The organism is Streptomyces sp. NPDC021212 (assembly GCF_044332925.1).
GTDB lineage: Bacteria > Actinomycetota > Actinomycetes > Streptomycetales > Streptomycetaceae > Streptomyces.
Genome location: NZ_JBIRPZ010000002.1, coordinates 470,567 through 484,876 on the forward strand (window position 1 = coordinate 470,567; position 14,310 = coordinate 484,876).

General features: G+C 73.0%; 12 protein-coding genes. 2 read left to right on the plus strand and 10 right to left on the minus strand.

All coding sequences use genetic code 11. The features are described 5' to 3' along the window. Positions 1–3 precede the first annotated feature (3 nt). The 3 genes from ACH4SI_RS06405 to ACH4SI_RS06415 form a co-directional block, all read right to left on the minus strand. Entirely contained in the window at positions 4–966 is a 963-nt protein-coding gene (locus ACH4SI_RS06405; protein WP_398293220.1) for a DUF2510 domain-containing protein, read from the minus strand. Between the two features lie 67 nt (positions 967–1,033). Next, positions 1,034–3,862 carry an AAA family ATPase gene (locus tag ACH4SI_RS06410; RefSeq protein WP_398293222.1) on the minus strand — a complete coding sequence of 943 codons (2,829 nt, stop codon included), beginning with the start codon at positions 3,860–3,862 and terminating at the stop codon, positions 1,034–1,036. 52 nt (positions 3,863–3,914) lie between these two features. Next, positions 3,915–4,583: a TetR/AcrR family transcriptional regulator gene (locus ACH4SI_RS06415; RefSeq protein WP_398293224.1), complete on the minus strand. Its 669-nt coding sequence runs from the start codon at positions 4,581–4,583 to the stop codon at positions 3,915–3,917. Between the two features lie 69 nt (positions 4,584–4,652). On the opposite strand from ACH4SI_RS06415, the gene ACH4SI_RS06420 reads away from it, so the two are divergent. After that, on the plus strand, positions 4,653–6,131 hold the full coding sequence (locus ACH4SI_RS06420; protein ID WP_398293226.1) for an MFS transporter: 1,479 nt from the start codon (positions 4,653–4,655) through the stop codon (positions 6,129–6,131). A gap of 56 nt (positions 6,132–6,187) precedes the next feature. Further along, positions 6,188–6,790: an NAD(P)H-dependent oxidoreductase gene (locus ACH4SI_RS06425; RefSeq protein ID WP_398293228.1), complete on the plus strand. Its 603-nt coding sequence runs from the start codon at positions 6,188–6,190 to the stop codon at positions 6,788–6,790. 96 nt (positions 6,791–6,886) lie between these two features. On the opposite strand, the gene ACH4SI_RS06430 is transcribed toward ACH4SI_RS06425, so the two are convergent. The 7 genes from ACH4SI_RS06430 to ribA all read right to left on the minus strand — a co-directional run bounded on the left by ACH4SI_RS06430 (position 6,887) and on the right by ribA (position 14,310). Continuing rightward, positions 6,887–7,624: a class I SAM-dependent methyltransferase gene (locus tag ACH4SI_RS06430; protein WP_398293231.1), complete on the minus strand. Its 738-nt coding sequence runs from the start codon at positions 7,622–7,624 to the stop codon at positions 6,887–6,889. Beyond that, entirely contained in the window at positions 7,605–8,840 is a 1,236-nt protein-coding gene (locus ACH4SI_RS06435) for a flavodoxin family protein (protein WP_398293233.1), read from the minus strand. The genes ACH4SI_RS06430 and ACH4SI_RS06435 overlap by 20 nt, the downstream gene beginning before the upstream one ends. After that, positions 8,837–9,943: a bifunctional diaminohydroxyphosphoribosylaminopyrimidine deaminase/5-amino-6-(5-phosphoribosylamino)uracil reductase RibD gene (gene ribD / locus ACH4SI_RS06440; RefSeq protein WP_398293921.1), complete on the minus strand. Its 1,107-nt coding sequence runs from the start codon at positions 9,941–9,943 to the stop codon at positions 8,837–8,839. Before ribD ends, ACH4SI_RS06435 begins: the two co-directional genes overlap by 4 nt. Before the next feature lie 14 nt (positions 9,944–9,957). Further along, positions 9,958–10,923, minus strand: coding sequence for a formylglycine-generating enzyme family protein (locus ACH4SI_RS06445; protein WP_398293923.1), 966 nt, complete (start codon positions 10,921–10,923; stop codon positions 9,958–9,960). A 199-nt stretch (positions 10,924–11,122) separates the two neighbouring features. Continuing rightward, complete coding sequence (locus ACH4SI_RS06450) at positions 11,123–11,824, minus strand: SAM-dependent methyltransferase (RefSeq protein WP_398293235.1); 702 nt, start codon at positions 11,822–11,824, stop codon at positions 11,123–11,125. A 132-nt stretch (positions 11,825–11,956) separates the two neighbouring features. Then, positions 11,957–13,645 carry a WD40 repeat domain-containing protein gene (locus tag ACH4SI_RS06455; protein ID WP_398293237.1) on the minus strand — a complete coding sequence of 563 codons (1,689 nt, stop codon included), beginning with the start codon at positions 13,643–13,645 and terminating at the stop codon, positions 11,957–11,959. Further along, positions 13,642–14,310, minus strand: coding sequence for a GTP cyclohydrolase II (gene ribA, locus ACH4SI_RS06460; RefSeq protein ID WP_398293925.1), 669 nt, complete (start codon positions 14,308–14,310; stop codon positions 13,642–13,644). The genes ACH4SI_RS06455 and ribA overlap by 4 nt, the downstream gene beginning before the upstream one ends.

Below are 14,310 nucleotides of genomic sequence, written 5' to 3' on the forward strand. Positions count from 1 at the left end.
GGGCTATATGGACCGGCCGTCGCCCGCCAGCGCCTCTATGCCGTCGACGATCTTGTCCATGTCGCCGATCGGCGGCGCCTTGTCGCTCGCGTCGAAGCCGAAGCGCACCAGGACCATGGTGTCGGGGATGGTGGGCGACGGGAAGGCGAGGGACTGGACGTAGCCGTCGTCGCCCTTCTTCGTCATCACCTTCCAGCGCACCAGAAAGCCCTTCTCCCCCGCGACGTCGACCGCCTCCTCCTTGAGCCGCTGGTGCGAGGAGATCCCGCCGTACGCCTTGCGGTCGGTGTCCTCGTCCGTGCCGTAGGACTCCTCGGCGTTCTTGGCTATGTCCTCCTCGGCGATGCCCTTGGCGGTGTCCGCCTTGAAGCCGCTCGCGGTCCCGGAGAAGGCGCCGCCGCGCACGCAGTCGGTGGACGGGTCGCCCGGGCACGGGTAGCGCGAGGTGGTCACGCCCGCGCCGCCGGAGCTGCTGCGGCCCGCCTGCCAGCCCGTCAGCACGGGCAGGCTGATGCCGCTGGCGGCGTCCGGGGCGGTGCTGGGATCGTCGGTGGGCGGCGCGCTGGGGCCGTCGGTGGGCAGGTCGGACGGGGCGTCCGACGGCGCGTCACCGCCGCCCCCGGGCGGGGCGGGGGCGGTCGGCAGCGGGTTCGCCCGGTCGCCGTCACCGCCGTCACCACTGTCGCCCAGCAGCACGATGCCGCCGATGATCGCGGCGACCACGGCCCCCACGGACAGCGCGAGCACCGCGACCCGGGGGCCGCGGCCGAGCGCCCGGCCGCCGTCCTGGCCGGGCAGATGGCCGGGCAGATGGCCGGGCGCGGGCGGCGGGCCGAAGGGCGGGTCCGCCGGGGCGGTGGCGTCGCGCGTGTACTCGGTCCAGGCGGACCCGTCCCACCACCGATGCAGGGCGGGGCCGTGACCTGTGTAACCGGGATCGGGATACCAGCCCGGGGGCGTGTTCATGCTCACGCCGTCACCTTATGGCCACGGGTCGGGTCCGTACACCGCATACCGCCGGACCCGACAGGCATCATCTCGCCCTCGGGATGAGGGGCCGTACGACCGCCGACGGCGCCAGTGCCGGAGCGGGTGCCGGCGGTGGACAGGCCTCGTCGGAGTCCACCACGGACAGATCGCGCCGGTCCGAGATCGAGAGCTTCCGGTACACCCTGCTCAGATGCATCTCCACCGTGCGGCGCGTCACGTACAGCCGGTTCGCGATCTCCCTGTTGGTCAGCCCCCGGGCGGCGAGCAGCGCGGTCCGGTGTTCGGCCGGGGTCAGGGACTCCAGCCCGACCTCGGTACCGCGACGCGGTCTCGCGCCCGCCTCCGCCAGGTCCCGGCCCAAGGTGTCCACCAGCCCGTCCGCCCCGCACTTCTGGGCCAGGCCCAGGGCTGCCCGCAGCTCGGCCCTGGCCTGCCGGGACTTGCCGGTCCGCAGGAGTTCACGGCCGAGGTCGCGCACGGCGCGCGCCTCCTCGAGCGGGGCTTCGGCCCCCCGGAGCACTTCGACGGCCTCTCCCAGGAGGGGGGCCCGCTGGTCGCCACGGGCCAGCAGGCCGAGTGCCCGCAAGGCGACGCCGATGGCCGTCGGCGCCCCCCACTCGCGGGCGAGGTCGAGTTCCTCGCGGGCCAGCCGGTCGGCGGCGGCGGGGTCGCCGAGGCGGGCGTGGGCGAGGGCGGCCTCGGAACGCCAGGGAAACACCGCCGGGTTCAGGCACCCCCGCCGCAACAGCCGCCGACCGCACTCCTCCAGGTCGGCCAGGCCCGCGGCGGTCCACCCGATTTCGATCTGGAGCCTCCCCCGGTGGAACAGCAGCGTGGGCATCAGCACCTCCGGGGTGCTGTTCAGGGCCCGGTCGCCGGCGAGCAGTTCCTGGGCCTGGTCGACATCGCCCGATTCGAGGAGGATGCCGCCCAGCCAGCAGCGGGCCTGCGCGGACCCCAGCCACGCCCCTCCGCGGCCGTACTCCAGCGCTCTGCGCGCCTCCGCCGCGGCCTCCTCGATGCGGCCCGCCCGGAAGGCGCACTCGGCCAGCACCGACCGTGCCAGCGCCGCCATGGTGCTGGAACCCGCGGCGGTCGCCTGGGCCACGATCGTCTGGCACTTCTCCACCGCCTCCGCCTGTTCGCCCGCGTAGAAGAGGGCGAGGACGAGCCACAGCCGCGGCAGCACGTGAACGTGGCCCTGGACGGAGGTCTGACCGAGCCCCAGATGCGCGCAGCGCACGGCCTCGGCGCGCCCCCTGCCGCTCCACTGGGCGCTCAGGGCCGACCAGGCCGCCTCGAGGCGTGTCACCCAGGGGGTGCGGGAGGCATCGGTACTCGCCCCCGGAGGCGTCGGCTGCGTCCCGCCTTCGTGCAGAAGGGCCAGGACACCGGACGCGGCGGCGACGGCCCGGTGCGACTCCACGTCGGCGTCGCGCTCGAACTCCGGCAGGGCGGCCTCCGCGACGCGCGACGCCTCGGCGATGTCGCCGGTCAGCACGAACGCCTGGAGGAGATCGAGGAGTACCAGGACCCGTGTCTCGCTCGTCCCCTCGAGGAGCCGCAGGCTGCTGCGGAGCGAGGCGATGGCCGCGTCGGGGTCGTCGATGAGGACGACGTGGCCCAGCCGCCTCAGCAGTACGGCCTGCTCCGCCTGCCCGCACTCGTCCAGGGCACGTTCCAGGCAGATCCTGGTCTTCTTCAGATCGGCGTCGGCCTGGGCGGAGTCGGCCGCGCCGACGAGGAGCTGACAGGCCCAGGGTTCGCCGATCGGCCCGGCGGCGACCAGATGCGCGATGATCTCGTCGCTGGGCGCGGCCTCCGCGTGCAGCACCCTGGCGGCCTCCGCGTGCAGCCGCGCCCGTTCGCTGGGTGGCATGGCCACCAGGAACGAAGCCCGGATCATGGGCTGACCGAAGCCGACGCCCGCCGGGGTCCTCACCAGGATGCCGCAGCGGACGAACGCGTACAGCATGTCGTCGGCCTCCTCGGAGGTGACGCCGATGAGCCGGGCCACTGCGGCGCAGTGCCCGACCGGGCCCATGACGGCGACGGCCTCGAGGACCCGGCGGGCCTCGGGGAACCACGGCTCGATACGGGCGGTGAGCGTCTCCGCCACCTCCACCGAACCGATGTCGGCGACGCACTCGGCGGACAGCTCGGCCAGGCCGCGGTTGCTCCGCCGCAGTTCGCGCTGGAGCGACTGGACGAGCAGGGGGTTCCCGCCGGTGGCCGCGCGACAGGCCCGGGCGATGTCCGTGCTCACCGGCTCGTGGAAGGTACGAGCGAGGAGGTAGCCGACGCAGTCGGCGTTGAGACCCTGCAACAGGAAGCGCTGGTGGAAACCGGAAACGGCATCGGTCAGCGTGGCCGTGCCCGGGGTCCGCTGCTCGGCGTCCCTCGGGCGCGCGCTGTCAGCCCCCAGTGCGCAGAGCAGCACGATGGGCAGTCCTTCGAGCCGTGCCATGAGGTGGTCGAGCCAGTGCAGCGATTCGGAGTCGGTCCACTGCAGGTCGTCCACGCACACCAGCAGCGGTGTCCGGTCGGTGAGCGCCACGACCAGCCGGTGCGTGGCGACCGAGGCGGAGGCGGAGGCGGAGACCGCCGTACCGGAGCCGGTGCCACCGACGAGCGAGAGAAGCTGCTCACGCACCTGGTACAGCACGCCGCCCGGCAACGCCCGTTCGGGCTGCCGGGCACGGGCGGAGATCACCTCGAAGTCCTTGCCCCGTGCGAACCTTAATGCGGTTCGCAACATATGGGACTTGCCGATACCGATGTCCCCTTCCAGCAGAAGGCTGACTCCCATCCCGGAAGCCGCCGACGCCAGGGCCCCCTCCAGGGCTGACACTTCGCATTCTCGGCCCAGCAAAGCAATCCCTCACCTTCGCGGTCAGGACGCTCCGGCGCACCCCGGCACATAGTCATGTGCGGAGGCCCCTATGGCGCCCATGCCGGATGTGCCACTGATCAGTCGCTACCCCGGCGAGAACGACTTCGACCACATCGTCGGCCAGCGTGACCGTGACGGGCAGGTGTCCGAAGAGCATCCGGTAGTACGTGGTCGAGGCAAGCATGTCCAAAAGCAAATCGATATCGACATCGGCCCGGATGTCCCCCCGATTGATCCCCCGTCGCAGGGCCTCGGCCGTGGACGCGCGGCGGGGGGAGAAGAACTTGTCGAGGAAGGCCGCCTCCAGCTCCGGGTCCCCGGCGAGATCGGCCACCAGGGCCGGCAGGACGCGCCGCCCCAGCGCGGCGGTGGTGGCCGCGTGCCCGAGGGTACTCACGCCGGCGATGAGGTCGCAGTGCGTACAGCCGGTGTCGGGGGTGGGCTCGGTGCCGATGTGCTCGGCGAGCGCGTCCACCACGAGGTGCTGGCGGGACCGCCATCGGCGGCGCAGGGCGGGCTTGCTCGTACCGGCACGGGCCGCGACCGCTTCCAGGGTCAGGTTCGCGTAGCCCACCTCGCCCAGGATCTCCATCACCGCGCTGGGCACGGCCATGTCGATGCGGGCGTCGCGCGGCCTGCCGGAGCGCTGGCCGACGGCTGATTCCTCGGCGGGGGCCGGTGCTTGTGGGGGTTTCGCCATGGCAGCAGTATAGATATGGTTCACTTCCGTTCCGGAACGGAATGTAAATACTGGCGAGGAGTGAAGGACATGTCCCAGCAGGCCGGCAAGACGACGGACGCCGCCGAGGAGCCCCTCGCGCCACCGGGCACGGCGGAACCCCAGCCCGCGGAGAGCGTCTTCGCGGGTTCGTACCGGGCTCTGACGCTCGGCGTGATCCTCTCGGTCAGCATGGTCGCCTTCGAATCGCTCGGCGTGGCCACCGTGCTGCCGGGCATCGCCCGGGATCTGGACGGCCTCGGGGCCTACGGCTGGGGCCTGTCCGCGCTGATGCTGGCCAACATCATCGGCACCGTCCTCGCGGGCCGCTCCGCCGACCGGCGAGGCCCCTGGTGGCCCGCGGCGAGCGGCATGCTCGTCTTCGCGGCGGGGTGCGCGGTGGCGGGAGCGGCCACCTCCTGGCCGCTGTTCCTGCTCGGCCGGTTCGGCCAGGGGCTCGGGGTCGGCGCCGTCATGGCGATGGCGTACACGGTCATCGGACTCGCCTATCCGGCGCACCTGCGGGCCCGCATGTTCGCGCTGCTCTCCTCCGCGTGGACCATCCCGTCCCTCATCGGCCCCGTCATCACCGGCACGCTGGCGGACCAGACCACCTGGCGCGCGGTGTTCCTGCTCATGCTGCCGATCATCGCCGTCGCCGCGCTGCTGACCCTTCCTGGCCTGCGCCGCCTGAACCGCACCGGGGACGAGACGGCCGCGGACGCCGCCCCGGCCCTGCCGTGGTGGAAGGGGCCGCTGGCCGGCGCCGTCGTGCTCACCGCGGGCACCGGTCTGCTGCTCCAGGCGCTCCTGCTGAAGAACCTCGCCCTGCTGATCCCGCTCTCCCTGCTCGGCGTGGCCATCGCGCTGCCCGCGCTGCGCCAGGTGACCCCGGAGGGCACCCTGACCGCACGCGCCGGGCTCGGCGCCGGCACCGTCATCCGCGGCCTGCTGTGCGGCGCGTACTTCGGCAGCGAGGCGTACCTGCCGCTCGGCCTCCAGGAGCTGCACGGGATGAGCTCCGCCACGGCGGGCCTGGGACTGTCCGCGGGCGCGATCACCTGGGTGCTGGGTTCCGCGCTCCAGGCGAAGCGGGACGGCAAGGGGCAGGGCAGCCGCGCCGGTGGCGTCGCGCTCGGGTTCGCCGTCCTGCTGGCCGGTGTGGCGATCATCGCGCTGGTCATCCTCACCCCCGCGATCCCGGGCTGGATCGCCATCGTGGGATGGGGAATCGGCGGCATCGGCATGGGCATCGGGTTCAACGCCTCCACCACCGAAACCCTGGAGCAGGCACCGGCGGAGCGGCAGGGCGAGATCAGTGGCGCGCTGCAACTCGCCCAGACCCTCGCCACCGGTGTGATCGCGGGGCTCGGCGGGGCGGCCATCGCCATCGCCCAGCACTACGACGTCGGCACCCGTGCGGCGCTGTTCGGCCTCTTCGGGCTCACCGCGGCCCTCTCGCTGATCGGCGTGCTCCTGTCCCGGCGGCTCCGGGCGACGCCCGCCCCGGCCGGGTCCGGAGCGTCCTGAAGGACTCCCGGCCACCCTCATACGACGGCACAACCGGGGAAGACCAGGAGGCGACCGTGAACCTCATTCACCTGCTGGGGCTCTGCGCGGGTACGGAGACGGACCCGTTGGGCGAGCCGCTGCTGCGAGCGCTCGCGGGGCCCGACTGCGACGGCCTGCGATGGGACGTGTGCCCGGTCCGGGACGGGCTGCCGCCGCACGGCGACCACACCGGCGACGCGCTGCCCACCGAGGTCCGGGCCCTGCGCGCACGGGCGGCCGCCGCGGACGCGGTGGTGCTCGCCGTACCGGAGTCGGCGGCCATGCCGCCCGGCACCCTGCTCAACGCCCTGAACTGGCTCGTGTGGCCCAGGCCCGGATCCCCGCTGGCCGACAAGCCGGTGGCCGTGCTGACCACGGCCGAGGGCGACGCCCCCGATCCCGCACCGTTCACCGAGGCCGAGCAGTTGCTGCTCGGCTCGGCGTGCCGGAGCGTGGGGCCGCGCACCATCGTCCGGAGTGCCGGGCGGGTGCTGCGGGAGGAGCCCGGGGGCAGGGTGTTCATCACCGACCCCACCGTGGCCATGCGGCTGCTGCTCCACATCCGGCAGACCGAGACCGCGGCCCGCGCCGACGCGGACCCGCGACAGTCCGGGGAGGACTTCCTGCCCTGGCTGTGAACGCGGACCCCGCGCGGGGCCTGACGGCCCGCGCCCCGCCGCTCGACAGCGGCGGGGCGCGGGCGCGTTGCGGAGCGGGTCTCGCGTGTCTCGTCGTCAGGCGCGGCAGCGCAGCATGGCCAGCGGCGGGTTGTCCAGGAAGTCCTTCCAGAATGCCTTCCCCAGGGCCGCCTCGCCCTCCTCGGGCACCGTCAGCGGCACCCACTCCACCGGGCCGAAGCCGGCCGCGCGCAGAGCGCGCTCGTAGACCTCGTGGCGCGGGCAGCCGGCGACGAACTCGACCGGCGGGTCGAGAAGTGCCGTGATGCGCATCCGCGGCCCGTTCTCGTTCACTCCCTCCGGCCGGTACCGGAAGCCGTACTTGTCCGTGGGCGGCCCGTCGAAGCGGAAGTCCGGGGCCTGGGTGAGCGCGTAGAAGTGGCCCCCGGGCACCAGGCTCCGGTGCGCCGCGCGGCACATCCGCTCCATCGCGGCCGCGTCCTCGGCGTAATTGAGCAGATAGACGGCCGTGACCGCGTCGAAGGGCCGCTCGGGGGAGGGCAGTTCGGCGACGTCGCACACCTCGTAGCGCACCCCGAGCGGGCCGCGCTCCTCGATGCTCCGGGCAGCGGCCACCATCTCCCCCGAGATGTCGACCCCCAGCACGTCCGCGGCACCGAGCCGCTTGAGCTGCCGGGCGTAGAAGCCCGTTCCGCAGGCCAGGTCGAGCACGGACCTGCCCCGGATGTCGCCGAGCATCCCGAGGACGCTCGCCCGCTCCGGGTACCGCGCCAGCGGCAGCGACTTGACCCCCTCGTACTCCTCACCGATCTCGTCATATTGCAGCGTGGTCATCCCGCAGTCCTTCCAGGGTTCCGGTGTTCTCGTCGCTCCCGGCCCGCTCGCCCGGGATGGGGGAAGGGGCCGTGGCCGGGCGGCGCAACAGGTCGCCCGCCATCGCCGCGCGTTGCCCCTGGTACGCGACGGCCGCGAGGGCCGCCCCGGTCGGTACCGCGCTCGCGCTCCGCACATCGCAGCTGCCGTACGGGTTGCCGCCCGCCTCGAAGACGGCCTGGTCGGTGAAGCCCGGCGGGACCACCACCGCACCGCTGTTCAACAGCAGGTGGTGGAAGGCGAGCAGCGCCGACTCGCTGCCCGTGTGCGCCAGCGCGGTCGTGACGAACCCGCTCGCGGGCTTGCCCCACAGCGGCCCCCGCCCGTCGGCGGACGCCAGCGACTGGACGAAATCCAGCAGTGGCGCCGCCATGCAGCCCAGCCGGGCCGGGGCGCCGAAGACCACCGCGTCCGCCCAGGCAACGTCCTCCCGGGTGACGATGGCGGCGTTGGGTCCCCGCCGCGCGCTCGCGACCCGCCGCAGCCGCACCCGCGCGCCCACGGAGCGGGCACCGGCCGCGCATTCCCGCGCCATGAGCCGCGCGCGACCGTCGTCCGCGCAGTGCACCACGGTCACGTTGACGGGGCCGGACGCGGTGGAGCCGACCGGCCTTGCGGCGGACGGGCGCACCCGGGCGGTGATGTCCGCCAGCCGGTGGCCCAGGCTCAGAGCCGCGCCGCGCGTATCGGCGCCCGCCACTTCCGGGCGGCTGTCCGCGGACACGCCGTACGGATTTCCGCCCGCGGACCCGAAGAGCGGGTCGGCCGGGTCCGCGCCGAGCACCCAGGAACCCCAGTGGAAGGCGGTCTGGTAGAGCGCCAGCAGCGTGGCCTCACGGCCCGCGTGGGTGCAGGTGGAGGCGGTCATGCCGGTCACGACGCGGTCGGCCAGCAGCCCCTGGCGCCACAGCGGGCTGGTGGTCTCCAGGAACTGCTTGAAAGCCGCCGACACGTTTCCGAAGTACGTCGGGGTCGCCAGCACCAGGCCGTCCGCCCACAGCACGTCCCCCGGTTCCGCGACGCGCTCGGGCCACGCCATGGCGTCCGGGCCGTCCTCCGCCACCCGCAGCAGCCGCACCGCCGCGCCGCGGGCCCGGGCGCCCTCGGCGGCCAGTGTGGCCAGGGCGCGCATGGTGCCGCGCCGGCTGTGGTGGACGACCGCGATCCGGGGGCTCATCCGGCCTCCCCGGGCAGGGACTCGGCGCGGAGCACGAGCCGTACGTCGTCGCCCATCCGGCGTGCCTCGTCGAGATGCAGCCGCAGCCCCTCGCTCAGCGTCTCCGCGCCGAAGCCGTCGAGCACCGGGCGCCCGCCGGAGCCGAGCAGCAGGGGTGCGAGATAGGCGACCACCCGGTCGAGCAGGCCCCGCGCGGCGAAGGCCGCCGCCAGCCCGGCACCGCCCTCCAGGAGCAGCGAGCGCAAGCCGCGCTCGTACAACTCGCCGATCAGCACCGCGATGTCGAGCCCGGTATCGGTGACGGGCACCTCCAGCACCTCGTGGGGGGCCGGCAGTCGCGGGTGCGGTGTGCCGTGGCCGATGACCACGAGGCTGGGCGCCGCGTCGTCGAGCACGCGCGCGTCGGGCCGGATGGCGCCCGTGCGGTCCAGCACCACCCGCAGCGGCGGGTCGCCCCGCACCGCGTGGCGCAGGCCCAGATGGGGATCGTCGGCGCGCAGCGTTCCGGATCCCACCAGGACCGCGTCGTGCGCGGCGCGCAGGACGTGCACGTCCTCGCGCGCGGACTGCCCGGTGATCCACCGGGAGGTTCCGTCCGGGGCCGCCGATCTGCCGTCGAGCGTGCCGCCGAACTTCCAGGTGACGCAGGGCCGGGCCCGGCGGACCGCGGTGAGCCACAGCTCGTTGACCCGCTCGGCGTCCGTGCGCAGCACGCCGGGAACGACCTCCACCCCGGCCTCGCGCAGCCGGTGCGCGCCGCCCGCGGCCCCGGGGGTCGGGTCGGGCACCGCGTACAGGACTCGGGCGATCCCCGCGTTCAGCAGGGCTTCGGCGCACGGTCCGGTGCGTCCCCGGTGGTTGCAGGGTTCGAGGGTGACGACGGCGGTGGCGCCCCGCGCCCGCCCGCCCGCGGCGGTGAGCGCCTCGACCTCCGCGTGCGGCTGTCCGGCGCCGCGGTGGAAGCCCTCCGCGACCGGGCGTCCGTCCGGGTCGAGGACGACGCAGCCGACGACGGGGTTGGGGCTGGTGCGGCCCAGCGCGGTGGCGGCCAGCTCGACGGCCCGGCGCATGGCGGTCTCCTCGGCGTGCGATGCGCGCGCCATGATGTCGCCGGCCGTCACGGCGTCTCCGCGAGCCGGAAGCCCATGGCGTAGATGTCGCGCTCGTACCATCCGTGCCGCCGGCGGCAGCGGGCGAGATCGCCGAAGCGGGTGAAGCTGCCGCCGCGGGCGATGCGATAGGTGCCGCGGGTGAGCGCCAGGTCGTCGTCGACGACGGCGCCTCCGGGGTACGGGCGGTAGTCGTCGGCGGTGAACTCCTCGACGTTGCCCGCCATGTCGTGCACGCCGAACGGCGAGCGGCCGGCCGGGTGCACCCCGATGGGGGTGGTGGTCAGCGGGCCGTGTTCGACGGTGTTGGCCCGGTCGGCGGTGAACTCCTCGCCCCAGGGGAACTCCGCTCCCTCGGGGCCGGCGGCCGCGTACTCCCACTCCGCCTCCGTCGGCAGCCGGAACGCCCGGCCGGTGCGGTGCGCGAGCCAGGCCGCGTAGGCGTCGGCGGCCTCGGCCGGCACGGTCCACACCGGGTGGTTGCCGAGCGCGTCCGGGTAGCTGCCGAACCGCCAGGACGTGGGCAGCAGGGTGCCGCCGGTGTCTTCGAGGAACCGGCGGTACTCGGCGTTGGTGACCGGGTGGAGCGCGATGCGGAAGGCCGCCAGGTCCGTCTCGTGGACGGGGCACTCCTTGGCGATCCAGTCCTCCTGCACACCCGCGTGGCGCCAGCGGCGGGTGACGTCCCCCACCAGCTCCGGCGCCAGGCCGAGCCGGGCGCGGGCCGCGGGGATCTCGGCCATCGGCGGATCGTCGGGACGTATGCGCGGGTCGCCGATGAGCCCGAGGACGGTCCCGGCGGCGTACCGGCGCGGGAAGGACTGGCCGGGGTCCTCCGCGACCGTGACGAGCAGGTCGGCGGGGGCGGCGAGCAGGTCGCGGTGGTCGCTCAGCGGGCAGGGGCCGAGACGGGCCGCGAAGGTGTCGGGAAGGCCCATGGCGGCCCGGTCGGACAGGGTGTTGGGGTTGGCCATGACCGCGGACGAGGCGGTGGGGGGCGGGCTGAGGGTCACGGGAGTCTCCGGTGCGTGATCGGGGAGGTGCCTGGGGCGTGTCCGCAAAGTCCGCGCCGGATCAGGCCGCGGCGTCCGGGGGGCACCTCCCAGCGGTCGCTGGGGGAGCGTGCCAGGCGTCGCGGGCCCGGCGGGACTGTGCGGATGCGGCCTACGGTCGTCACGGCGCCTGGCCGGGCTCCGTGGCGCGGAAGGTGCCCACCAGGTAGTTGCGGCCGGGCGTCGTGCGCGGCACCAGGTGCGAGGTGACCGGTTCGAAGCCGTGTCCGGTGACGAGGTCGGTCAGTTCACCGGTGGTGAATTCCTGGTAGAGGCGGCTGGCCCCGTTGACGAAGAGCCGGCCCCGCTCGTCCGCCGACTGGAACACCGAAACCGTGTAGAGCCCGCCCGGCCGCAGCAGGGCGCGGATCCGCCGCAGATAGGCGGGGTAGTCGTCCGGGTGCTGGTGGTGCAGACAGCCGTTGTCCAGGGCGGCGTCGTACTCCGCCGACCCCTCCAGCTCCAGCACCGAGCTGGTGAGGAAACGTGCCCGGTCGGGCCGGCCGGCGGTGAGGACCGGCCACTCGGGCGAGGTGACGATGTCGATCCCGGTGACCCGGTGCCCGTGGTCGAGCAGGATGGCGGCGTCGCGGCCGTGTCCGGTGCCGATGTCGAGAACGTGAGCGGACTCGGTTCCGCCGAGCGCTCTCATCAACAGCAGCGGCGTTTCCCGCATGGCCCGCTCGGCGGTCCACACATCGCGTCCGTCGGCGTAGTGGCCCTGGAAGTCGGAGTGGAGCACGTCGTGGTAGGCCGACCGGTCGGGCGGCGGCGTCTGTGCGGGGGCGATCGTGTACTGGTCGGCTATCTCGTACCTGTCCATGGTGGTGCGCAGTCCTGTCCTGTGGGGATACGGCCACTGACTGGAGGTGCCGCGGCAGCGCGCGGGCGTGGGGCGGGCCGGGGAAGGCGGGGCGGACCCGCTCTTCCCCGGCACGCCTCGGACGTCCGTGGTTCAGATGCCGATCGTGTACACCTGACCGTCGTAGGACGAGGCGGCGAACGCCTTGTTCACCGCGTCGTACGCGAGGGAGGAGATGCCGGCCGTGGTGGGCTTGGCCTTCTCCCGCCAGGTGCGGTCCGTACGGTCGTACAGCGCGATCACACCGTTGTAGCTGCCGGTGGCCACCACGCGGCCGTCGTCGGAGGCGGCCACGCACTTGATGGAGTGGGTGTGCGGCGTCGGAAGGGCCTCCGCGCGCAGCTCCGGGTCCCAGATGCGCAGCTTCAGGTCGCGGCTGACACTGGCGAACCAGCCCTCGCCCAGCCCCGCACAGCCGTTGGCGATCTTCTCGTGCACGTCGTCGAGGGTGGCGGCCCGCTCCAGGGTGGAGATCCGGTACCAGGTGGCGGAGGCGTCGGCGGCGACGGAGAAGAGGTAGTCCCCCGACACCGCGATGCCCTTGACGGCATTGGTATGCAGCGGCAGGTCCATGACATGCTCGACACCGCCGTCGCCGTCGAGTTTCAGCAACAGCCCCTCGCCCGTGTACGCGCCCACGACCGCGTACCGCTCACCGTCGCGTTCGAAGGCGACCCCGCAGTTCAGCGGGGACCGGTGCTGGTACAGCTCACGCCCCGTCAAGGCGTCGAACACCTTGCCGAGCTGCCCGCCGGAGAGGACCAGTCCGCCCAGCGGGGTCAGGAAGTTGCAGAGGCTGCCCGTCTCGGCAACGGGCCTTCCGTCGTCGCGCACCATCCCCGCGTCGCCGACCGTGAGCATGCTGCCGTCGCCGGTGGGCAGGACGGCGTTGACCCCGCCGGTGGGCGGGACCACTCCGGTGTCCCAGGTCCGCGCCTCGTAGTCGTACCCGCGGTACCGCGCCCCGAAGGTGGCGAAGACCAGCCGCGAGCCGCCGGCGAACGCGCAGGAGCGCGGCCATACGTCGTCGGGCAGATCCGTGGTGTCGCGCAGTTCGGGAAGGCCGGAGGAGACGCTCCACAGCCGCATGGTGCGGTCGTAACTGAGGCTCACCAGCAGGCCGCGGGCATCGTCGAGCACGAGGCGCTTGATGCCGGCGTCGTGGGCGGGCATCACGGTCCGCTCCTTCGGCCCCACGACGATGATCTGGCCGTCGTCGTTGCCCGCGAAGATGACCCCGTCGGAGGAAATGGCGACCGTGTCGGTCTCCACCCCGTCCATGTCGAGGTCGGTGACCATCCCGCCGGTCTCCAGCGACCAGCGCTTGATGGTGCCGTCGTCGCTGGAGGAGATCAGCTCATCGGCGTCACGCGCCCATTCGACGGAGATGACGTCCGCGGTGTGACCGGTGAAGGTGGTGACGAGGCGACCGGAGAAGTCGTACACCCGCACCCGGTGATCGCGGGAGGCGGTGGCGACCAGTTCCCGCGAGGGGTGGAACACCGACATCTCCACGTCGTCCTCCTGGTCGGCGAAGACCGCCACCAGGCGCAGGTCCGGCACGGTCCACAGCCGGGCCGTGTAGTCGCTGGACGACGTGAGCAGATAGCGGCCGTCCGGCGAGAAGACGCACTGGTTGGCCAGGTGGTCGTGGCAGGCCCGGCCGAGGGCCCGGCCGTTGCTCTGGTCCCAGCAGATGACCTGGTTGTCGTAGCCGGCGGTTGCCACGTACTCGGCCTGCCAGGCGGCAATGCCGCTGATCGGACCTCGATGCTGGATCATATGGACTCCCCTACGAGGGCGATGGTGTGCCCGGTGTGTTCGACTTTGGCGCGCAGATAGCCGTGATTGCGCTCGGTCTCGAAGATCCCGGTCGGGAGGACTTCCTCGATTTTGATCCCATGCGCGATTAGCTGCTGTGCTTTGTCCGGGTTGTTGGTGCGAAGCCGGATACGGGTCGCGCCCAGGGTGCGGAGCATCTGAACGGCGGCACCGTAATCGCGCGGGTCATCCGAGAAGTTCAGCTCGCGATTGGCGGCGTACGTGTCGAGACCCAGCTCGTCCTGGACGCGGTAGGCGTCGAGCTTGTTGTAGAGCCCGATACCGCGCCCCTCCTGACGGAGGTAGAGCACGATGCCCCCCGACTCGGCGGCCAGTTGCAGCGACTCGGCGAGCTGTGGCCCGCAGTCGCAGCGGCCGGAACCGAAGACATCACCCGTCAGGCACTCCGAATGGAGCCTCACCAGCGGGATGTCCGCCACGGGAGCGAAGGACACCGCGATGTGTTCCTGCCCGTCGCCGAGGCCGGAGAATGTGATCGCTTCGGCGGTGTGCCATTCACCGTTGGCCAAACGCACCGGGACTTGGACCCGGGCGCGGATCCGCGCTGCTGAATGTGATGGATCAAATTTCTCGGGCGAGTTCTCACCGGTTGACGTGATGGACAA